This window comes from Mycoplasma sp. 480 (assembly GCF_051353065.1).
GTDB lineage: Bacteria > Bacillota_I > Bacilli_A > Mycoplasmatales > Metamycoplasmataceae > Mesomycoplasma_A.
This window is the reverse complement of record NZ_CP195722.1, coordinates 880,089-903,620: the sequence shown is the minus strand read 5'-3', so window position 1 is coordinate 903,620 and position 23,532 is coordinate 880,089. Positions and strand designations below refer to the sequence as shown.

Genomic DNA, 23,532 nt, shown 5'->3' with positions numbered 1-23,532 from the left:
AATATGGATAAAAATTTTAATCATAAAGATATAGAAAAAAACAGAAACCAGAAATGAATTAATAAAAAATATTTTTCATATCACGATTCGAGTAAAAGACCATTTACAATCATTGTGCCACCTCCTAATGTTACAGGAAAATTGCACTTAGGACATGCGTGAGATGAATATATTCAAGACACTATTATTAGATATAAAAAATTAAAAGGGTATGATGTTTTATTTTTACCTGCAGTTGACCATGCGGGTATAGCAACTCAAACAAAAGTTGAAGAATTATTGAGAAAAGAAAATAAAACTCGTCATGACTTAGGAAGAGAAAAATTTTTAGAAGAAGTTTGAAAATGAAAAGATGAATATTACAATAAAATTAAAGAACAGTGAAATTCTTTAGGTTTAGCACTCGATTACACAAATGAAAGATTTACATTAGATAAAGATGCTAATGAAGCAGTTTTAAAGATATTTGTTGATTTTTATAATAAAGGATGAATTTATAAAGATAAAAAAGCAATTAATTGAGATCCTAAACAAAAAACAGCTTTATCAAATATTGAAATAATTAATAAACCAATTAATCAAAAAATGTATTATATTAAATACTTTATTGAAAACAGCGATGAATTCTTAACAGTTGCTACAACAAGAATTGAAACAATTCCTTCTGATGTGGCACTTGGTGTTAATCCAGAAGATAAAAGATATAAATCACTTGTGGGTAAAAATGTTATTCATCCTTTTACTAAAAAAATAATTCCTATAATTGAAGATGATTATATAGATAAAAAATTTGCTTCAGGTGTTATGAAAGTATCTGCACATGCTATGGCAGATATTGATATTATAAAAAAACACAATTTAGAAATTAATGAATCAATCAATCCTGATGGAAAAATGAATAGTTTAGCTTTAGAGTTTGAAGGATTAGATCGTTTTCAAGCAAGAGAACAAATTTATCAAAAACTATTAAAAGAAAATTATATTGTTAAAACTGAAGAAATAATATCTAATGTAGGGTATTCAGAAAGAAGTGGTGAAGTTTCTGAAATAATTATGTCAGAACAATGATTTGTAAAAATGGAAGACTTACAAAAAATGCTGCTAAATCATTTAAAAAGCAAAAATGCTGTTAAATTTTATCCAAAACGTTTTCAAACAGTTATTAAAAAATGAATGGAAAACGTATATGATTGAACCATCTCACGTCAATTATGATGAGGACATAGAATACCAGCATGATATAAAAATGAAGAAATGAAAGTGCAAATTGAGTCTCCAGGTGAAGGATGAATTCAAGATCTAGATGTTTTAGATACTTGATTTTCATCAGGACTTGCACCATTTGTTTTTTTAGGCTGACCACAGTCAAACGAAAAAATCAATAGATATTTCCCTACTTCATTGCTTGTAACTGGTTGAGATATAATTTTCTTTTGAGTTGCAAGAATGTATTTCTTTAGTTTAAGTGTTATGGATGAAAAACCATTTGATGAAGTATTGTTGCACGGATTGATAAGAGATGAAAAAGGGATAAAAATGTCTAAATCACTTGGTAATGGTATAGATCCTATGGAAGTTATTGAACAATACGGTGCAGATGTTTTAAGAGAATCTTTAATATTTAATTCAACACCAGGGCAGGATATTAAATTTTCTAAAGACAAAATAGATGCTGCTTGAATTTTTAATAACAAACTATGAAATATAGTTAAATACTTTTATGAATTAGAAGAATGCAGCACTTGTCAAGAAATTACAGACAAAGATAAATGAATATCCAATAAATTGAGTCATTTAAATAAAAATATAGATAAATTTATGAAAAAATATGATTTTACATTAGTTTATAAAGCAATACATAAATTTATTTTTGAAGATCTTTCGTCTTGATATATTGAATTATCTAAAACTAACCCAAATAAAACATTTGGATTAGAAATAATTAAAAAATTATTAATTATTCTTCATCCATTCTGTCCTTTTTTAACAGATTATTTATTTGAAAAATTATTTAATCAAGAACTTTTAGAACACGAAAATACAGATATTACAACTTATAGAAATGTTAATTATATAGATAAAGTTATTGAAATAGTTAAAAATTTAAGACAATATAGAGAAAAACATAGCATTTCTAAAAAAGAAGTTCTAAAATATTGAATCGTAGATAAAAAACTTGATGTAACATCAATATTAATGATAAATAATATGTGTAATGCTGAATTATTTGAAAACAAACATTCAGTTTTAAAAACAGAAAATTTTGAAATTTATATTCAGCTATCTGCAGAACATGAAAAAAAAGAAGCAGAAAGAATAAAAGAAGAAATAAAAATAATTGAATTTGAAATAAAAAGAGCAGAAAATATGCTATCAAATTCTAACTTTTTAGCAAAAGCACCAAAAGAAAAAATTGAAAATGAAGAAAAAAAGTTAAAATTATATAAAGAAAAGTTAAAATTATATATAGAAAAAAATAAATAAAACATATTTAAGGAGAAAAAATGATAAAGTACGTTGTAAACCATAATGGAGATTGAGCTGTAAAAAACGCAAATGCAGAAAGAGCTACAAAAATTTTTAAAACTCAAAAAGAAGCTATTGAATATGCAAAACAATTAAAAGAAACAACAGCTGTTATGATCCAAGGAAAAGATGGAAAATTTAGAAAAGGGTAAGATTACCTTTTTTTATTTTCAAAAATTAAAATGACAAAAATTTTAGATGGTAAAAAAGCTTCAGAATTTTTTTTTCAAAAACAGCTTAATTTTTTTAATCTTTTACCAAAGAAAGCAATATTTAAAATTGTTCAAGTAGGTAATTTAGAAGCATCAAATCGTTATATAAAAAATAAATTAAAAAGAGCTAAAGAATTAGGTGTTAATGGTATATTAATTAAATTAGATGAAAACATCACCGAAGAGTCTTTGTTATCTATAGTTAGACAAGAATCAATAGATTGCAATGGAATAATAGTTCAATTACCTTTACCAAAACACATAAACTCGCAAAAAGTTTTAGATACTATTCCTGTTGTTAAAGATATTGATGGACTTTCAAGTAAAAATCAAAATCAATTTTATAATAATCAATTTTCATTAACTCCTGCGACAGCAAAAGGAATTATGATGTTATTAGATTTTTACAATATTCAAGTTCAAAACAAAAAATGTTATGTTATTGGTGAATCTAATTTAGTAGGAAAACCCACAAAAAAATTACTTACTAATGCAGGAGCTTTTACTCATAGTTTCAACAAAGAAACAGGAATTAAAGGTTCTGAAGAAGCTGATATTTTAGTTGTAGCAGCAGGAGAATCACATTTAATTAAAAAGGATAATATAAAAGATAAATCGATAATTATCGATGTTGGAATAAATACTTTATCTAATAATAAAATTACTGGTGATGTTGATTTTATGGATGTTATAGATAAAGTAGAAGCTATTTCTCCAGTGCCAGGTGGAGTTGGTCCTATGACTGTAACAGCATTATTTGAAAATTTAATGATAACTATAAAAGAAAATTTAAAAAGTAATTCATAAATAAAATATAAGTCAAAAATGATTTATATTTTTAATTAAAATAAGTTCAAAACTATCATAAAAATAATATTTTTTTGAATTTAAATGTTAAAAATTCAAAAAATTAATAAAAAAATGAATTTTTATACTTTAAATTGAAATAAAATCAATAAAAAGAATATAATTATAATATTAGTTTAAATTCTAATTAATTTTAAAAAAATAAGGAGTAAAAATGCAATTTAAATTTGTTAAACCTGGCAAAGTTATGTTTTCTAAAGACGAAATCATTCGTTTTTTAGATATAGATGGAAACTTAACTAAAGAAGGTAAAAACAACGAACCAAAATTAAGCAAAGAAGAATTATTAAAAGCTTATAAATTTATGGTTCTTTCAAGAAGACAAGATGAATATATGTCACAGTTACAAAGACAAGGAAGAATGTTAACTTTTGCACCTAATTTTGGTGAAGAAGCACTACAAGTAGCTTCAGCTATGGCTTTAAAAGAAGATGACTGATTTGTTCCTGCATTTAGATCAAATGCAACTATGTTATATATGGGAATGCCTATAAAAAATCAAATGTTATATTGAAATGGAAACGAAAGAGGAAGTGTTACACCTGAAGGAATCAATTTACTTCCAATTAATATTCCTATAGCAACACAGTGTTCACATGCTGCTGGTATTGCTTATGCATCAAAATTAACTAGAAAAAATGTAGTTTCAATGTCATTTATTGGTAATGGTGGAACTGCTGAAGGTGAATTTTATGAAGCAATTAACACATCAGCAATTTGAAAATGACCATCAGTATTCTGTGTAAACAATAACCAATGATCCATTTCAACACCAGAACATTTAGAAACTGGTTCAGAAACTATTGCAGCTAAAGCAGCGGCTGCTGGAATTCCAGGAGTTAGAGTTGATGGAAATGACTTATTAGCTTCCTATGCTGTAGTTAAAGAAGCTGTAGAATTTGCAAGATTAGGAAATGGACCTGTTGTTGTTGAGTTTATAACTTGAAGACAAGGACCACATACTACAAGTGATAATCCAAGAATTTATAGAACTATAGAACAAGAGCAAGAACATGAAAAATGAGAACCAATGCACCGTATTGAGACTTATTTAAAAACAAAAGAATACTTAACTGACGAAGAAAAAGATCAAATTTGAGAAGATGCTATGGAACAAGTAAAAGCAGCTTATCAAGAATCATTAAAAGAATTAGATGTTGATTTAAACGAAGTATTTGATCATACTTATGCAACATTAACACCTGAATTAGAAGAACAAAAAGCAGAAGCTATCGCATATTATTCAAAGGAGAATAAATAATGGACAAAAAAATGTTAGAACTAAATAACATCGGTGCTGTAACCAACGCAATCGATTTAATGATGGAACAAGATGCACACGTTGTTCTTTGAGGTCAAGATGCTGGATATGAAGGTGGAGTGTTTAGAGCAACTGAAGGATTACAAAAAAAATATGGTGTTGAAAGAGTTTGAGATACACCTATTGCTGAAGCCTCTATGATGGGAATTGGAATTGGAGCTGCTCTTTTTGGACTAAAACCAATTGTTGAAATGCAATTTCAAGGATTTTCTTACCCAGCATTCCAACAACTTATGACTCATGCAGCAAGATATAGAAATAGATCAAGAGGAAGATTTAGTGTTCCTTTAGTATTAAGAATGCCAATGGCTGGTGGAGTTAGAGCTCTTGAACACCACTCAGAAGCAATTGAAGCAATGTTTGCACATGTGCCAGGATTAAAAGTTGTTATGCCTTCAACACCTTATGACACAAAAGGTTTAATGATTGCAGCTTTAAACGATCCTGATCCTGTTGTATTTTTAGAACCTAAAAAAATCTATCGTTCTTTTAAACAACAAATACCAGCTGAAATTTATGAAGTTCCAATTGGAAAAGCAAATGTTTTAGTGGAAGGAACAGACTTAACATTAGTAACTTATGGTGCACAAGTTCACGATTCAATCGAAGCAATTAAAAAACTAATAGAAGAAAAATCTTCAATTAGTGTAGAATTAATTGATTTAAGAACAATTAAACCAATAGATACAGATACAATTATTAATTCTGTAAAGAAAACAGGAAGATTATTAGTTGTTCATGAAGCTGTTAAATCATTTTCAGTTTCTGCAGAAATTATTACAAGAGTTAATGAAAAAGCTTTTGAATACATTAAAGCTCCTTTAACAAGATTAACAGGTTATGACATTACAGTTCCTTTAGCAAGAGGAGAAAAATATCACGCAATCGACAGTGATAAAATTGTTTCAAAAATAAAAGAAGTAGTAGGATTTAAATTCTAAAAGAAAGGAAAATATGAATAAAATAATTTCAACCCCTTTAGCAAGAGCAATTGCTGCAAAAATGGGAATTGACATTAATCAAGTTAAAGGTACAGGTCCATTTGGAAGAATTTTAAAAGATGATGTTTTATCTTTTAAAAGTGCACCTAAACAAGAAACAGTTGCTACAACTTCAGCTAAAGTTGAATCAGCTGCTTCAGTTAATTATTTAGATGGTAAAAGAGAAAAAATTACACCAATTAGAAAAGCAATTGCAAAAGCAATGATTAATTCAAGAGATTCAGTTGCTTACTTCAGTTTAGTTAACGAAATCGATATGACTAAATTATGAGATTTAAGAAAATCAATTGTAGAAGATGTACAAAAAACTACAGGTGTAAAATTAACATTTTTACCTTATATTGCAAAAGCAATTTTAGTAGCATTAAGAGAATTTCCAATTCTTGCTGCTAAATACGATGAAGCAAATTTAGAAATTGTTTTTCCAACAACATTAAATCTTGGAATTGCTGTGGATACAGAAGCAGGATTAATGGTTCCAGTTGTTAAAGATTCACAAAACTTAACAATTGTTGAATTGGCAAAAGAAATTTCAAGATTAGCACTTGCAGCTAGAGATAGAAAAATTAAACCAAATGAAATGTCCGGCGGATCATTTACAATTACTAACTATGGTTCAGTAGGTGCCTTATTTGGAACACCAGTTATTAACTATCCAGAATTAGCAATAGCAGGAGTGGGTTCAATTGTTGACCGTGCAGTAGTTAAAAACGGAGCAATTGTTCCAGGAAAAATTATGAATTTAACTGTATCAGCTGATCACAGATGAATTGATGGAGCAACTGTTGGAAGGTTTGCTTTAAGAGTTAAAGAACTATTAGAAAAACCAGAAATTTTAGGAGTTTTATAAAATGCATAAATTTAAATTTGCTGATATAGGTGAAGGATTACACGAAGGTGTAGTTGCTGAAATCTACAAAAAAGAAGGGGATATGGTTAATGAAGGAGATTCTTTATTTTCTGTTGAAACAGATAAAGTAACTTCAGATATCCCTTCTCCTGCAACAGGAAAAATTGTTAAAGTTTTAATGGCAGTAGGAGATACAATCCACGTTGGACAAGAAATTTATCACATTGATGATGGAAAAGGTGATGTAGTTTCCCAAGAACCTAAAAAAGAAGAGTCTAAAAAAGAAGAATCTACTGGAGGAGGTGCTTCTGTTGTAGGAGAAGTGAAAGTTTCAAATCAATTATTTGATTTATCCTCATTAAAAAAACCTTCTACAACTGCTACAACTAAAGTTGAATCACCATCAGAAAGAAAAGAAGCATCTTCAAATAAAGAACAAGGCAAAGCATACACAGGAAAAATTGAAGAAGAATTCGATGTTATTGTTATTGGATCAGGTCCTGGTGGATACTTAGCAGCTGAAGAAGCTGGTGGAGCTGGACTAAAAACATTAATTATTGAAAGAGAATTCTGAGGTGGAGTTTGTTTAAATGTTGGATGTATCCCAACAAAAGCACTTTTAAAAACAACAGAAGTTCTTCACTCAGTTAAACATGCTACAGAATACGGAATTACAGGAAATATAAACGTAAAAATTGACTGAACTAAAATGCATGCAAGAAAATCTGAAGTTGTTAAACAATTAACTTCAGGTGTGCAAGCATTAATGAGAATGAATAAAGTAAAAACTATTTTTGGAACCGCAAAATTTGTAGGTGCTCACGAAGTGGAAGTTGATTCTAAAGTTTATAAAGCTAAAAATATTATTATTGCTACCGGTTCAAGTGATAGAAAAATTCCTTTACCTGGATTTGAACAAGGTTATGCTGAAGGAAAATTAATCACTTCTAAAGAAGCTATTAATTTAGAAAAACAACCAAAATCATTAACAATTATTGGTGGTGGGGTTATTGGAGTTGAATTTGCTCAAGTATTTGCTTCAGCAGGAACAAAAGTAACAATCATCCAAAACTTACCAACAGTGCTTGGAATGCTAGATAAAGATATTATTAAACAAGTTTCAAATGACTTAGTAGAAATGGGTGTTGAAGTTATAGCAAATGCCAACACAACTAAATATGAAAAAGGTAAAATTTTCTATGAAGTTAATGGAAAAGAAGAATCAATTAAATCTGATTTAGTTTTAGTTTCAGTAGGTAGAGTTCCTGAATCTCTTGGATTAGAAGAAGTAGGTATTAAACTTGGAGACAGAAAACAATTAGTAGTTGATGAATACTGTCAAACAAATGTTGAAGGAGTATATGGAATAGGAGATGTTGTAGGACAAGCTATGTTAGCTCACGTTGCTTATCGTCATGCAGTTGTTGCTGTTTCAAATATTCTTAAAAAACAAGTAAAATATTCTGCAAAAACAGTTCCAGCATGTATTTATACACACCCTGAAATTGCTGTTGTTGGTTTAACAGAAGATCAAGCTAAAGAACAAGGTAAAGACTTTATTGTTGCAAAACACCAATTTACTTTCATCGGAAAAGCATTAGCAGCTCATGAATCAAAAGGATTTGCTAAATTTATTATTGATAAAGAACATGGAGAAATTATTGGTTGTCACATCATTGGTGCTGCAGCTACAGATTTAATTTCTGAAGTAGTTCTTGCAATGGATTTAGAATCAACAATTTATGACATCGCTTCAACAATTCACCCACACCCAACATTTAGTGAAGTGTTATGAGAAGCAGCAAGAAACGCAGTTCACCAATTAAACAAACTTAAAAAATAAGTTTTAAAATATAAATAAATAAATAAACACCACTTTAAAATTTAGTGGTGTTTTATTAATTTTATTGAATTTTTACCAAACAGAAATAATTTTCATTTTAATAATATATTAATATAATAGTTAAATTTGATAAATTTGAGCAAATTTTTAATATTATATTAAATTTTATAAATAAATTAATGAGTATTAATAAATTTTTATGAATTTTTGCTATAATTTAATTGTAAAAAACATAAAGGAGATTATATGAAAAAAAGTATCAAAAAGAAATTTTTAATGACATTATCTTTACCAATTATTACATTTAGCACCATTTTTCCTACAATAAGTTTTAAGGAAAAAAGCGACAATAACAGTCAAAAATATATTGAATTTACATATAATTCATCAGAAAACGAGAAAGACAAATCATCAAATAACACCGAGTTTTGAAAAAATAAAAATTTAAAATATATTTCAAAATTTGCAGAAAAAAATAAACTATTAAAATTTGAATTTAGTTTAATTGAACCAAAAATTTGAGTTTATGGTTCAGAAAAATTATTAATAGAATTTATTGATAAAGAGTTAAAAAACAATTTAAAAATAAATAAATTTTCTTTAAAAAATATTGTTGATAATTTTAACACTATTAAGAATTATATTCCAGATTATTATAAAAGCGAATACAAGCAAGAACAAAAGGATTCTAAATATAACAATATTTCCTTTGAAAAATTGTTTAAATTAATAGAAATATATTATGAAAGACAAAAAGAAAATAATTCTAACCTTTATATAAAAAACGAAAATAATATTGGAATAATGGAGACCAGAACAAAAGATGATCAAAACAATTTAAATATAAATAATAGCAATTTTAAAAATAGATTAATTGTTGCTAAAGATTTTGATAAATTAGATTCTAATGTTTCAAATCACGGTACAAACGTAACTTCAATCGCCACAGGAAATGAAGGAATAGATAGATTTTCTTCAATAAATTACGCTAATTTTTCTTCTTGAAATGAATGGAGAAAAAAAATAGAGTGATTAATTTTAGAAAGAAAAGTGAAAGTGATAAATCATAGTTATGGAACTAACGGAGATAACGATGAAAATGAAGAAGCAGAAGAATTTTTAAACACAATTGCTAGAAAATATGGAATTATAAATGTTTTTAGTTCAGGAAATAATGATGACGAAAGAGAAACTGGAAATGAATTTATAAATTCATACAAAAAAGCATATAATAATATTGTAGTAGGTTCATCTTATTATGATTTTGATAATAATATTATGTTAAAGTCTAATTTCTCAAATTATTTATTGCATGAAAAAGATAAAGAATTACCTCACCCACTTCTTGTTGTTCCTGGGGAAACTTTATTTCTCAATGATAAACCAGAAAAAACATTAATTGGTACAAGTTATTCTGCACCGATTGTTACTGGAGTTATTTCTCTATTAATGAGAACAAAAGATTTAGATTTTGGAATTTTAAATCCTTTAATTTATAAATCAATTCTGACTACATCTGCTGATACTGAAGATTATAATGGAGCCATTGTAAAAAATACAAATGGTTTGGATAAAAAAATAGGTGCTGGCTTAATTAAATACTCAAAAATTTTAGAGGCTAAAAATAATTTAAAAACAGTTTCCATTCCTTTTGAAGATAAAGAAAAAAAATATGTATTAACTTCTGAAAATATTCATTTAAATAAAGGTGAAACATTACAAGCATCTATTGCTTGAAGTTATAATGCAGGTTTACTAAAAGAAGAGGAAAAAATCCCAGAAGTAGGATGATGAGAATTTTGAAATTATTGAAAAAAAGATGATTGGAATAAAAAACATATTTCATCAAAACAATTAAAAAAAGAAGAAACAATAAAAAGACAAAATAATTTAAAATTTTCTAATTATAATTTAATTTTAGAAAAAAAATTAAAAAATAATACATGAGATAAGGTTGTTGAAATTAATTCAAAAGATTCTAATGTTGAATTTATTAGATACAAAGTAAATGAAACTGGTGATTATAGATTAAGAGTTTTAAATAAAGAATCAGCTTTATTTAAAAATTCAGTAGATGATTTATTAGCGTTATCTTATGTTAAAAAATAAATTATTTTTTTCATTTATTTTGCCCATTTCTGTATTAACAACTTTTGTTTCTTGTAACATAAATGCACACTCAATTGATGAAAGTGAGCAATATAATATATATAAAAAGGAATTTAATAAATATCAAGAAAGTAAAATTATAAAAAATAATAAAAATTTTACTTTCTTAACTAATAGCGAAAACACCAAAAATGAATTGCGAGAATTTTATATTATTCAAAATGAAGAAGATATTAAGCAAATAAAAGATATTTTTGCATCTTATATTGAAAAGTATAAAGAAGAAAAAAATGAAGCGAGATTTAAAAACGAAAATCTATATAATTCAATCAATTATCAAAATTTATTAATTTATTTAAACAAATTAGACTTAAATAACAATATATATATTTTCAATAATTTTGCTAAAAGTAGAGATTTATTTGCCACTTTTCAAAATTTGTATAAAAGTTCAGATTCAGATTTTAATAAGATAAATAATTTTGAAATTGAGATTCCTTATTATTCAATAGTACAAAAAAATAAAAATGAATTAATTTTTAATTCCGCAGATTTAGAACATTATTTATATTTAAAGAGCAAAAATAAAGAAGAACCTATTTTTAAAACTACTGAGTATTTTTGACCAACTTTTAGTTATACTGCTTTTAAAATTTCTAAATCATTATTCTCAAATGATGAATTAAATAATTTACAAATAAAAAGCAAATTCTTAAATTACAAAGAATTTAGAGAATTTATAAAAAAATAGCTTTAAAGAATAAAGAAACACCACTTCAAAATTTAGTGGTGTTTTATTAAAACAATGTAAATTATTAATCAAAATGTCCCTTTTTTAGTGATATAAAAAATAATAATTATTTTAATTAAAATAATGATATCAAAAAATTAAATTTCATATTAATTTTTTGTTAATTACAGCTCCCAAAGGGCTGATTTTTTAATCCCCCCCGCCCCTTAATTGCAATTAAGGGGAGCACTCTTTTTCGCCAAAAAGAGCCAAAAGGCATTAACAAGATCAAGCCGACTTTGTCGTCTTATCTTGTGTCTTTAGAATTGTTCTCATACAACTCTTCCATTTTGTTTAAAATTTTTTGGTTTAAAACTATAAAATTTTTTATTAATTCAAATTCTTCATAATCAAATTTATCTTTATTTGTTGAAATTTTTTTATCGATCATTTTTTAAAAACTTTGTCCGCGAGTTTTTGTTTCTTTTAATATTTTTTCTATCTCTTTCTTTTCTAAAAGTTCAAAATTATATTCTTTTTTGTTTTCTTTACTAAAATCTTCATCTATCTCTCTTGTAGTTCAAATTTCATTTCCAATTTTAATTTTTATATTTAAATCACTATCTAAAACAGCAATAAATTCCGTATTAGGAACTCCAAATGTTTTTTCAAAAGTATTTTTATCTAATGTGTAATATTTATTATCAATTCTAAAACAATTTGCTGTGAATTTTCTTTTTATAGGAAGATAAATTTTTATTTGATCTGACTCTGCTTTTGTAAAAACATTATTTTTTGTTTCTTTTTTCTTGAATTTATCATTATAAGAGTTTATAATATCATTGTGATTTTGATTTAAATCTTCTATAGATTTAAATTTTTTTTAAAAAAATATAAAGGATAAAATTGTTGGGAACTTTTAAAAGATCTTTCTACATTAGGTTTATGAGTAGCAATACTGCTCGAAAACACCTGTATACCTCTATTTTTCAATTCTTGAACCATATTAGTTTCAGGATTTATATAGTTAAAAAATGTTGTTCTTCTATCAGAAATAATTTGTTTTGGAAAACCATATTTTTCAAAAAGCATTTCAAGTAATTTCATATAACCTTTATTTGTTTCTTGTGTATCAGCATGAAAAGCAAGGAGTTTTCCTGAACTTGCATCGATTGCATGATAAATAAAAATCTTTTTATTAATTGACTTAATAAAATATTCATAACAAGCATCAATTTCGACGATTTCACCAAATTCTAAAGCATTTTTACTTACAATTTTTCTGTTAATATTTTCATCTATTAATTGATTTTCTTTAGCAATTGCAAAAATATTATCAGAAATTTTTAATTTTATTTTGCCGCTTTCAATTCCACCAATTCTTTTTTTAATTTCCGCCTTAGTTTTCTTTTTTGTGTAAGGAGTTATTAAACATTGTTGGTTTGTTCTTCTTATTACAGTAGAATAAGAAGGTTTTTCTTTCATATTATCTATTTCTTCTTCATAAAAGTATTTAATTGGTATTCCAAGAGTGACTGCACTTTCATTTATTGTGTTTTTAAATTCATCATTATAATTAGTAATAAATTGATCAAAAAAAGCATCTTTATATTTTTTAGAATAATCATTTCCGGTATTTTTATGTTCTACATAAATGGATTTTCCGACATTTTCCTTAATTAATTTTTTAAGTCTTATGACGGTTTTAACCGAAATATTTAATAAATTAGCTAATTCTTTGTTTGTTTTTTCTATGTTATTTCTAATAAAAGTTAGTTCTTTTAGTCTCTTTTTTTGTCATTTGGTTGTTCTGATTTTTGTGTGTTTCATTTCTATCTCCTTAAGTAAATATTTTAATTATTATTATATATTACTAAGAGGGACATTTTGATTAGTAAAACCCTAGGGACATTTTGATTAATATTTTATATGTTTTATTAAAACAATATGAACAAATAGTATAATTTATATATACAAATGGAGGTATTATGTCATTAATTAAAAAAGTATTTAACATAGGTTTACTAACAGTAATTTCAGCAACTTCTTTTATTTCTTGTAGTCAAATACAAAAAGAAGAAAAAAGAGATATAGGTAAAAAAGAAGAAGAAAAATTTGAATGAAAATATGATGAAACAAAAATAAAGGAAAAACCTGTATTTTATTCTAATATTGTTTTGAGTGATAAAGAACTTCGAAATAACTTCTTTACCAATACTTTTGAAATGGAAGGTTTTATAAAACTTCTAGTTAACGAGATAAAAACTAATGAAAAATATTCAAATATAAATACAGAAGAATATCTTAGAAAAATAACAAAAAGTTTTGAAGAAAAATTTCCTAAAAGTCTTTTTTATGATAAATTTGTTGTTTTTATTACAACACCAGAATTTATTGTCGATAAGGAAAAAGACTATGAATTAGTTTATCATGATAATATCAACATTGAGTTTTATAGATTAATTGAAAAAGACTATTATCAACTACCGGAAAATGTACCAACGATATATTCACCAGAAAAAGAACAAGAAAAAAAGATAGATGAACTCATTCTTAGTGAAAATATCAGTAATGAAGAAAAATCTAAAAACAAAATTATGAAATTTTTTATTTTTGATAAAAAAGACGTTATATTCAATAATTTAAAAATTTATTATGATTATAAAACTTATAATGAAGATAATTCCATTAATGATAAATTACACCATTTTCAAGAAAACAATATTAACCATATTTATTGAGAAAAAGTTGAAAAACTAAATAAAAGATAATTTTCCATTATTTTTGAATTTTTATAAACAATATTATCTAATTTAATAAAATAAAATGAATAAATGCTATAATTTATTAACATAATTAAAGTTATTCATATGGAGGTATTATGTCATTAAAATTATTAAATAGTGTAGTGGGAATGTTGAATATCCCAACAGCAGCAGTTGCACAAAACTATGAAAATCAAAATATAAACTATAAAGATTTATTAGAAAATTTTGATAAAATTGATTTAAATGATTTTACAAAAGAAAAGGAAATAAAATCACTTAATTTATCAATAACTTTTGAAGAAAACTCAAAAGAAGAAATTAAAGAACTTCTTTTGAAAACTAAAAATATTAGTGAAATAAATTTTACAAAATACTTTAACTTAGTTTTTTTTAAACTTGAATTAAATAAAGATTCTTTGTCAGATGTTATATCTATAATATCAAACCCAAAAGTAATAAAATTAAAATTTTCTAATTTAGAAAATAAATCAATTGTTGAAGAAGAATCTTCTTCCACAGAAGAGAATATACCAGAAAATGATAATACTTCGACAAAAGATTTTTTAATTAAACAAAAAGAAACTATTCATTTTGAAAAGTCAAACAAAGATGAAACTGATAAACAACCTATAAAAGTTGGAGTTATGGAAACCGGTAGTACACCTTATTATAAACATTTTAAAAATATAGTATATTTTGATAAAAATGACAAAGGAATAGAATATTCTCATGCAGATTCTGTAGCAAGAATAATAGCTGATAAAGATTATGGTTTAAACCCTAATTCAATTATTTATGCAGCAGATTTTAAAGGTGATGAAAACGAAAGTGAATTTAGCAAATGAATAAAAAGAATGGAGTGAATGATTGATAATGGTGTAAAAATTATTAATCATAGTTATGGTGTCAATTATGTAAATAGCAAAGGTATACCTACTTATAAAAATACAAATGAAATTTTGAAAAAAGAAAACTATAATAATTGAGCATATTATTTAGATTTTATTTCTAGAAAATATGGAATAATTAATATTTTTTCATCCGGAAATGATGGTGACAATAAAGATTTTCATTTTGTAGATGGAAAAAAACTATCGCAAAATTCAATAATAGTTGGTTCAACCAATATAAAAGGAAATTCGATTTCTTCATTTTCTTCTTGAGGTTATGTTAATGAAAAAATAATAAATAAACCATTATTAGTTGCTCCAGGAGAAGGATATGAATTTCAAAAAGGAAAATATTCAAATGGAACATCATTCTCTTCTCCTTTAGTTGCTGGAATTATTTCAAAATTAGCTTATGAAAATAGAAAAATAATAAATAAACCAGAAGCCATATTATCAATTTTAAGTTCTGATTCAGAAGAACCATTATTAAATAAAAATGAACTTTTACCTAATAATTTTAATTTAAAATTCGGTTCAGGTTTAGCTAATTACAAAAAAATTAAAGGGGCCATAAGTAATTTATTTTCATTTGATTTTAGTGAGTATTTTACTGAAAAATTTTATGATATTAATTTAAAAGAAAACCAGATCATTAATATTTCAGGAGCCTGATTATTTAATGCAGGATATGTGAAAGAAGGAATTAAAGAAGTTTATAAACCTATTAAACCCAATAATTATAATAACCCTCCTAAATTAGAGCAATTACCTTGATTTTTGGATATTTTTGGTATTGCTAATGCTTCATATAAATCAATTTACGAAATTCAATACAAAAATTGATTAAAAGAAAAAAATGATTATGATCTTAAATATTCTGAATATTTAAAAGAAAAAGAAATATTTGATTCTAAAGTTAACAACCCTTTAATTAATAAATATTTAATTCTTAATAAATATAAAAATTTTTGAACTTCTTTTGATTATGAAAAAAAAGAAAAATCAAATGATGATTTATGATTTACACCTCGAGATATAGATTTATATTTAGAATTTTTTAATCCAAATACTCATAAATGAGAAACAGTTTCTTCTTCTACATCAAATTATAGTAATGTGGAACTAATAAGATATAAAGTAAAAAAAGAAGGTAATTATAGAATAAAAGTATCTTTAAAAAGAAATGATAACTTAAATGAAGAAATAAGAGGGGCTATTTCATATGTCATTAGTTAAAAAAATATTAAAACTAGGTTTACTAACAACAATTTCAGTAACTTCTTTTATTTCTTGTAATCAAGTAAAAAAAGAAGAAAAAAAAGAAATATATAAAAAAGAAGGAAAAATTATGAAAGAACAATTTGAATGAAAATACGATGAAACAAAAATAAAGGAAAAACCTGTATTTTATTCAAATGTTGTTTTTGAAAAGTATAAATTACAAAATAATTATTTTACAGAGACAGAATTTTATTCTTTTTTAAATTTATTGAGAAACGAATTTGAAACAAATTCAAATTATTCCAAAATTAATTCGAAAGAAAATATAGATAAATTAATTAAAACATTAAAAGAAACCTTTACAAAAGATTTATTTAAAGACAAGTTTGTTGTTTATATAACTTCTCCCAAATTTGTTGAAGGTAAAGAAAAAGACTATGAATTAGTTTATCATGATAATGTAAATATTGAATTTTATAGATTACTGGAAAAAGAATATTATGATAGTTTGAGGGTTAATAGAAGTAATGATAGTAATAATGAAAATAATGAAGAAATTGAACAGGGAGAAAATAAAGTTTCATCATTGATATTAAAAAATAGTGTTTCAAATGAAGAAAAATCAAAAAATCAAATTATGAAATTTTTTGTTTTTGATAAAAAAGATTTTATTTTTAACAACTTGAAGATTACTTATTTAAATGAAACTTTTGATGCTAAAACTAATTATATTGATAGTGACAGTCATGCATTTCAATTGCCACATTACAATTCAATATTTAGAGATGAACTTGAATTAAGAGAAGATAATTCTAAAAAATAATAAAGAAATTTGTGAATTATTTTTTGAATATTTATAAATAAATAACATAATATATATAATATATATGGAGGCGATATGTCATTAATTAAAAAATCATTAAGTTTGTTTTCATTATCTGTTATTTCAACATTTGCTTTTATTTCTTGTAATCAGGTAAAACAAAAAGAACAACTAAGTATCAATCCAAAGGAAGATGAAAATATTCAAATTCAAAATAAATTTGAATGAAAATACGATGAAACAAAAATAAAGGAAAAACCTGTATTTTATTCAAATGTTGTATTCGATAATTATGAATTACAAAATAACTATTTTGCTTCTTTGGAAGAATTTGATGATTTTTTACATCTACTTAAATATGAACTAAAAAATAATCAAAAATATTCTAATATTAATTCAGAAACCAATGTTAATGAATTGGTTAATTCTTTACAAAATCAATTCCCAAAAAAATTATTCGATGATAAATTTATAGTTTATATTACAGCTCCACAGTTTGCAAAAAACAATGAAAAAGATTATGAATTAGTTTATCATGATAATGTAAATTTTGAATTTTATAGATTGTTAAATAAAAGATATCTTGAAAATTTAAGAAGTCCAGAACCTACTGGTTGAATTGGAGAAAGAAGTACTAATTCAAAAGTAAAAGATACTAAAATACCATCTTTAATTTTAAAAAATAATATTTCCATTGAAGAAAAAGAAAACAACGAAATAATGAAGTTCTTTGTTTTTGATAAAAAAGATGTAATTTTTAACAATTTAAAAATTTATTATTCAACAGTAACATATAATCCAGATAATTCAATTAATGAAGAAAAACTTAATTTCGAAATGCCACATTATAATTCTATATTTAAGCAAAAAATAAGGGAAATTAAAAGAGAAAAGTAATTAAAGACGTGTAAATCAAAAATATTTAGAACAAAGAAAAATTAACACTATTAGGTGTTAATTTTGTTTTTAGTTTTTAGGATTTAATTCATAGTATATATCTGGTTTTTTGCTAAAATCAGTTGATTCGTATTTATCTGGATATAAATATGACATTAATCTTGTTCTTTCATAAAAAGAAGAAGGATTAGTTGGATGATTTCCACTGCCATAATAAGTATATTTTTGATTATCTATTATATATGAACCAAATTTATTAAAAGTTCCATCTGTATTTTTATTTAATGAAATTGTTTCAAATACAGAAACTAATTTTCCATCTGCATCATAAGCAAAAGTTCCTGATGAACCTGAAGATAAATCTATATTATTTCTATCAAAAAGATAAGTGCTGTTTTTAAAATAGTAAGTTTTATTTTTATTGTTTACTGGAAACGTTATAACTGAAGCACCGAAGTTAGTGTGTGGAGAATTTCCAAGTAAATATTCTCTATATCTAATAGATCTTTTTTCTGGAGAAGCTGGATCATCGTTTGTTTGTGTTCTTTCTCAATATGGAAAGGATGCAAGAGTATAATTTAAATTATAAATATTGCTAATAAAATTAGAAGTATTGGAAATTTCAAGAGTTTTGAGATTTTTCCAATTTAAAAAGAATTTAACAACTTCTTTTTGATAGTCACTCAATTTATTATTTTTATCTAAAGTTTCAAGTTTATAGTTATTTTCAAAATAACTAATATCCATAATTCCTATAAATAAATCTGCTTTTGAATATCAATAATCACTATTATCGACTTTATCTACATTGTCATTAGCAACTTTTTTACCAAGATTATTTCTAAAAGAAGCAAATATCGGGAATGAAGATTCATCATTAAAATTCATATATTCTTCAATTTTAAAAATGTGTTCAAAATATCCATAATATTCATGCTCATTTTCTAAAATTGGTTTTGTTTTATCTGTTTCATTTTTATCAGTTAAAACAGGAATTTTAAATACAGGATTGTGGAATCATTTAGTTAAAACATTTGTTTTAGGATCTCTATGATTAATTTCTTGTTCTGATCATCAAGAACCTATTTTGAAAGGATCTTTTCTTCAACCACCATCTCAGTTTCAAACGTGTCATGCTGTTGAAATATAATATCTATGATCATTTGGATCATTTGGTTTAACTTTTCCAATTAAATTATAAGTTCCACCTCTTCTAGATAAAGCAAAGGATCTTGCACGAGCTTCTTTTAGTGCTTCTGATGAATCATCTTTAAATAACCTTTTAGCATTGTTGTTTTTATCATCAATTTCTGTTTTAAATGAATAAGTATCTTGTGTTTTATTAATTATTTCAGTATTGCCTGCTATTAAAGTTTCTTTTTTGTAAGGTGTTTCTTCAAAAGTTATTGAATTATCTTGATTTTGTTTGGACTGTCAATGAACATAAAAGATAGTATTAGAAATAAATACTGAATCAACTTGTGAAAAATTATGCGAAGTAGTGTCATCATACAATTTGATGTTTCCATTTTTTGAATTTACATTAAATGTTACTGTATTGTCTTCTAAATTATAAGAAGCATTAAAATTAAATTTTTCTTTTAATTCTAAATATCGTTTTTCATTTGTTTTTTTGTCATCAAAATTAAAATCAAAATTGAAGGGTAAATAATTTAAATGTTTTTTATCTTTTAGATCTTTTAATGGAACAAATACATTTATTTTTGCACCAGTTTTTCATCCGTCTATTTTTTGATCATTTACTCTATATGGTATTTTAGTGTTTAACACAAAAGAAAATTCTAAAATTATATTTTCATCTTGAATTTTATCTAAGTTTTTATATCTATTTAACTCTTTTGTAATGCTTGCTTGAGTTTTGTTTGAATTGAAGTTAAAAAGAGTTTTATTAATAATTTCTCTACCACTAATTGAATTTGCATACATAACTTCATTTTTGTTGTTTATAAAGGAAAAAACCTTTTTATTTGGTAAATTTTGATCAGAAAGTCAGCCTTTATAAATTTGATATTGTTTTAAATATTCTTGGTAAGAAATAAAGTTCTGAATTGAATAAGGAATAGAAGATTTAGTATTTTGATCCAGTCATAAACTAACTATTTCATCTTTTATTAAATCTTTTCTTTTAGTAATTAAATTATCATTATTAACATTTAAAATTTCATTATGATTGTATTTTAAGCCTAAATCTTGTCAATTATAATTATTAAAATTAAAAGCAAATTCTTTATTTATTTCATTTTTTATTGGGTTTATAGAATTATATTCTTTTAATGAATATGGCTCATTAACTGTAATATTTGTTATTTCATATCTTTTGTTTTCATCTAATTTATCTAAACTAAATTTTCATAATTTAGAAAATGGTACAACAATTTCTGGTCTAATATCAAAAGGAAGTCAAGGAACTTCTTTTATTTCATTTCTTAAAGCATGGAAACTTACAACAAATCATTTATCTTTATATTTTTCAATATCTTGTTCTGAAAAATCAAAAGAAATTGAACCAAAAACCTTTTTATTTTCTTCATCTTTAAAAACATTAAAATCTTTTAATGTTAATTTATCTTTAAAATTACCAAGATCAAATTGAACTTTATTAGTGAAAGCAAATTCTTTACCTTTATTATTTATAGAGATAGCTGTAAAAACTAAATTATTTAAATTTGCAGGTATTTCACTTCTTAAAAATCTCACTTCTTGAGCCACAATATCATAATCTAGATCAATAACTTTTGATCAAGGTTTTAAAGGATTTAGATTTTTAACTAAAATCTTACCTTTATTAAATTCATAAATGTTTGTTTGGTGGAATTTTAATGCAATATATTTTTCAGTTACTTCAACTTCTCTTTCATCAAATAATAAATCATTTGATTTTATTTCTAAATCTTTTTTAGAAGCAGAAGTGGTTGTGTCTTCATTTCCTTTTGTTTCTAAATATTTTTTGTAATTTTCATTTTGCTTGTTTAGTAGTGTTTTATTATCATTTTCTTTTATTTTCGTTATATTTTTATCATCAGAATAATAAAAATTAAAAGTTTGAAATACTAAATTATTTTTTTGTGAATTAAATTCAGGATTAAAATCAGTAATTACTTTTTCATCGCTTAAAAAGTTAATTTCTTTATTTAAATTAACTTTTTTGCCATCAATTAAAATTGATTTAACAAGAAAATCTTGTTCTTTTTCAATGTTTGCCTTTGATAAATTAAAAACAACTTTATTTGTTAAATTATTTTTAATATTTTCTTCAATAGAAGATTTAACTTTGGTATTTCTGTTTAATAAACTTATAGAAGCGGAGTTTGCTCCAGTAAGTTCTTGATTAAAAGTTAATTCAATAAAAGATTGGTTGTTTTTAAATAAGAATTTGCTATTTTCTAGTTTATATTCTTTTTTGTTTTCTGGTGTTTTTTCAGAAGTTTGGTTTTTATCAACACAAGAAACTGCAAACAAAGTAGGTAAAGTTACTACTGACGAACCAATAAATAATAATTTTCTTTTTTTCATATTCCCTCTTTACTTTCAAATATAAATATTATTAAATTATAATATGAAATACAGAAATAATAAGGATTTTATTCTTTTATAGTAAGTTCTCTTAATTTGAAATAAATTATTAATTTTTTTAAAAAAATAAAAATTTTTGCAAAAAAAAAAAAAAAAAGAAGCGTTTTTATGGTAGAATAATAACGCATAGAGAATTATCTATGCGAAATATTATAATTACTTTTAGATTTGTTTTATTTAATTTATTTTCTTAATTTTTAATTTTATTTTAATATAGTTTTGTTAACTCCTTTTACTTCACACATAATTTACACTTAATATACACACTATATATTTAAATTTTTAATTAAATTCTTGTAATTCATAAATTATATTTGTTTTCAATCATAAATTTAGTTAAATAGTCATATATATTAAAAATTCAGATAAATTAATTAATACTATATTCATAGCACCCGTCAGGGTGCTTTCTTTTTATTTTTTTGTGGTATGAATAATTTTTATTTTTGCTTTTTTTTGGTAAAATATTAATGTATTTTATATAATAAATAAATACTAAAAATTAAACGCGATTGGATAGGAAATAGATGAAAGACTATTCTTTGGTTGGTTTTAAGCGCGTTTAAAATAAAATAAATTAATATAAATGAAAGGAAATATAATGGCAAAATTAAATTTTGATCGTTCAAAAGAACACGTTAATATTGGTACAATTGGACACGTTGACCATGGTAAAACTACTTTAACAGCAGCTATTGCTACAGTTTTATCAAAAAAAGGATTAGCAGAAGCTAAAGACTATGCATCAATCGATGCTGCTCCAGAAGAAAGAGAACGTGGAATTACAATTAACACAGCTCACATTGAATACGAAACAGAAAAAAGACACTATGCACACGTTGACTGTCCAGGTCACGCTGACTATGTTAAAAACATGATTACAGGTGCAGCTCAAATGGATGGTGCTATCTTAGTAGTTGCTGCTACAGATGGACCAATGCCTCAAACAAGAGAACACATCTTATTATCAAAACAAGTTGGGGTTCCAAAAATCGTTGTTTTCTTAAACAAAGTAGATATGTTAGTTGGTGAAGAAGAAATGGTTGACCTAGTTGAATTTGAAATTAGAGACTTATTATCTTCTTACGAATTCGATGGTGAAAACACACCTATCATTAGAGGTTCAGCTAAAGGTGCTTTAGAAGGAAAACCAGAATGAGAAGAAAAAATCTTTGAACTTATGAATGCAGTTGACACATATATCGATGCTCCAGTTAGAGAAATGGATAAACCATTCTTAATGGCGGTTGAAGATGTTTTCACAATTACAGGACGTGGAACAGTTGCTACAGGAAAAGTTGAAAGAGGACAAGTTAAAATTAACGAAGAAGTTGAAATCGTTGGTTACAAAGAACAACCTAAAAAAACAGTTGTTACTGGAATTGAAATGTTCAGAAAAAACCTTGATTCAGCTATGGCTGGAGATAATGCTGGAGTTTTACTACGTGGAGTAGATAGAACAGAAATCGAAAGAGGACAAGTTATTGCTAAACCAAAAACAATAGTTCCTCACACAGTATTTAAAGCAGCTATTTATGCTCTTAAAAAAGAAGAAGGTGGACGTCATACACCATTCTTCCAAAACTACAAACCACAATTCTACTTTAGAACAACAGACGTTACTGGTGGAATTAAATTTGAAGCAGGAAGAGAAATGGTTATGCCAGGAGATAATGTTGACTTAACAGTTGAATTAATCGCTCCTATCGCTGTTGAACAAGGTACAAAATTCTCAATCCGTGAAGGTGGAAGAACAGTTGGTGCTGGTTCAGTAACAGAAATTATTAAATAATTTCAAAGCAAAAGAAAAAAGTTAACATTCAAAATGTTAACTTTTTTATTAAATAAATAATGAAATTAATTGCTTTGTAAAAAAGTAA

General features: G+C 24.8%; 17 protein-coding genes. 14 read left to right on the top strand and 3 right to left on the bottom strand.

What is annotated here, in order from left to right:
• The first annotated feature begins 3 nt into the window (after positions 1-3).
• From ACR34G_RS03775 to ACR34G_RS03735, 9 genes are all read left to right on the top strand, one after another.
• Positions 4-2,484, top strand: coding sequence for a valine--tRNA ligase (locus ACR34G_RS03775; RefSeq protein WP_436358646.1), 2,481 nt, complete (start codon positions 4-6; stop codon positions 2,482-2,484).
• A gap of 20 nt (positions 2,485-2,504) precedes the next feature.
• Positions 2,505-2,678: a DUF2188 domain-containing protein gene (locus ACR34G_RS03770; protein ID WP_436358645.1), complete on the top strand. Its 174-nt coding sequence runs from the start codon at positions 2,505-2,507 to the stop codon at positions 2,676-2,678.
• A 30-nt stretch (positions 2,679-2,708) separates the two neighbouring features.
• Positions 2,709-3,545, top strand: coding sequence for a bifunctional 5,10-methylenetetrahydrofolate dehydrogenase/5,10-methenyltetrahydrofolate cyclohydrolase (locus ACR34G_RS03765; protein WP_436358644.1), 837 nt, complete (start codon positions 2,709-2,711; stop codon positions 3,543-3,545).
• A gap of 214 nt (positions 3,546-3,759) precedes the next feature.
• Positions 3,760-4,866, top strand: a complete 1,107-nt coding sequence (gene pdhA, locus ACR34G_RS03760; protein ID WP_436358643.1) for a pyruvate dehydrogenase (acetyl-transferring) E1 component subunit alpha — start codon at positions 3,760-3,762, stop codon at positions 4,864-4,866.
• Complete coding sequence (locus ACR34G_RS03755; RefSeq protein ID WP_436358642.1) at positions 4,866-5,867, top strand: alpha-ketoacid dehydrogenase subunit beta; 1,002 nt, start codon at positions 4,866-4,868, stop codon at positions 5,865-5,867. Before pdhA ends, ACR34G_RS03755 begins: the two co-directional genes overlap by 1 nt.
• A gap of 13 nt (positions 5,868-5,880) precedes the next feature.
• Positions 5,881-6,777 (top strand): 2-oxo acid dehydrogenase subunit E2, encoded by an 897-nt coding sequence (locus tag ACR34G_RS03750; protein WP_436358641.1) that lies wholly within the window; start codon positions 5,881-5,883, stop codon positions 6,775-6,777.
• 1 nt (position 6,778) lies between these two features.
• On the top strand, positions 6,779-8,620 hold the full coding sequence (lpdA, locus tag ACR34G_RS03745) for a dihydrolipoyl dehydrogenase (RefSeq protein ID WP_436358640.1): 1,842 nt from the start codon (positions 6,779-6,781) through the stop codon (positions 8,618-8,620).
• A gap of 246 nt (positions 8,621-8,866) precedes the next feature.
• Positions 8,867-10,729 (top strand): S8 family serine peptidase, encoded by a 1,863-nt coding sequence (locus ACR34G_RS03740; protein ID WP_436358639.1) that lies wholly within the window; start codon positions 8,867-8,869, stop codon positions 10,727-10,729.
• Positions 10,716-11,480 carry a hypothetical protein gene (locus tag ACR34G_RS03735; protein ID WP_436358638.1) on the top strand — a complete coding sequence of 255 codons (765 nt, stop codon included), beginning with the start codon at positions 10,716-10,718 and terminating at the stop codon, positions 11,478-11,480. The genes ACR34G_RS03740 and ACR34G_RS03735 overlap by 14 nt, the downstream gene beginning before the upstream one ends.
• A 286-nt stretch (positions 11,481-11,766) precedes the next feature.
• Here ACR34G_RS03735 and ACR34G_RS03730 read toward each other — a convergent pair whose 3' ends face one another.
• Both ACR34G_RS03730 and ACR34G_RS03725 read right to left on the bottom strand, forming a co-directional pair.
• Positions 11,767-11,910: a hypothetical protein gene (locus ACR34G_RS03730; protein WP_436358637.1), complete on the bottom strand. Its 144-nt coding sequence runs from the start codon at positions 11,908-11,910 to the stop codon at positions 11,767-11,769.
• A gap of 413 nt (positions 11,911-12,323) precedes the next feature.
• The gene (locus ACR34G_RS03725) at positions 12,324-13,289 is read right to left on the bottom strand and encodes a hypothetical protein (protein ID WP_436358636.1); all 966 of its coding nucleotides are present in this window, start codon (positions 13,287-13,289) and stop codon (positions 12,324-12,326) included.
• A 158-nt stretch (positions 13,290-13,447) separates the two neighbouring features.
• Between ACR34G_RS03725 and ACR34G_RS03720 the strand changes: the two genes are divergently transcribed.
• The 4 genes from ACR34G_RS03720 to ACR34G_RS03705 all read left to right on the top strand — a co-directional run bounded on the left by ACR34G_RS03720 (position 13,448) and on the right by ACR34G_RS03705 (position 18,058).
• Positions 13,448-14,230: a hypothetical protein gene (locus tag ACR34G_RS03720; RefSeq protein ID WP_436358635.1), complete on the top strand. Its 783-nt coding sequence runs from the start codon at positions 13,448-13,450 to the stop codon at positions 14,228-14,230.
• 110 nt (positions 14,231-14,340) lie between these two features.
• The gene (locus tag ACR34G_RS03715) at positions 14,341-16,353 is read left to right on the top strand and encodes a S8 family serine peptidase (RefSeq protein ID WP_436358633.1); all 2,013 of its coding nucleotides are present in this window, start codon (positions 14,341-14,343) and stop codon (positions 16,351-16,353) included.
• Entirely contained in the window at positions 16,340-17,161 is an 822-nt protein-coding gene (locus ACR34G_RS03710; RefSeq protein WP_436358632.1) for a hypothetical protein, read from the top strand. Before ACR34G_RS03715 ends, ACR34G_RS03710 begins: the two co-directional genes overlap by 14 nt.
• A gap of 75 nt (positions 17,162-17,236) precedes the next feature.
• Positions 17,237-18,058 (top strand): hypothetical protein, encoded by an 822-nt coding sequence (locus ACR34G_RS03705; RefSeq protein ID WP_436358631.1) that lies wholly within the window; start codon positions 17,237-17,239, stop codon positions 18,056-18,058.
• A 69-nt stretch (positions 18,059-18,127) separates the two neighbouring features.
• Here ACR34G_RS03705 and ACR34G_RS03700 read toward each other — a convergent pair whose 3' ends face one another.
• Positions 18,128-21,592: a hypothetical protein gene (locus ACR34G_RS03700; RefSeq protein ID WP_436358630.1), complete on the bottom strand. Its 3,465-nt coding sequence runs from the start codon at positions 21,590-21,592 to the stop codon at positions 18,128-18,130.
• 661 nt (positions 21,593-22,253) lie between these two features.
• Here ACR34G_RS03700 and tuf point away from each other — a divergent pair.
• Positions 22,254-23,444, top strand: a complete 1,191-nt coding sequence (gene tuf / locus ACR34G_RS03695; protein ID WP_436358628.1) for an elongation factor Tu — start codon at positions 22,254-22,256, stop codon at positions 23,442-23,444.
• The last annotated feature ends 88 nt before the right edge of the window (positions 23,445-23,532 follow it).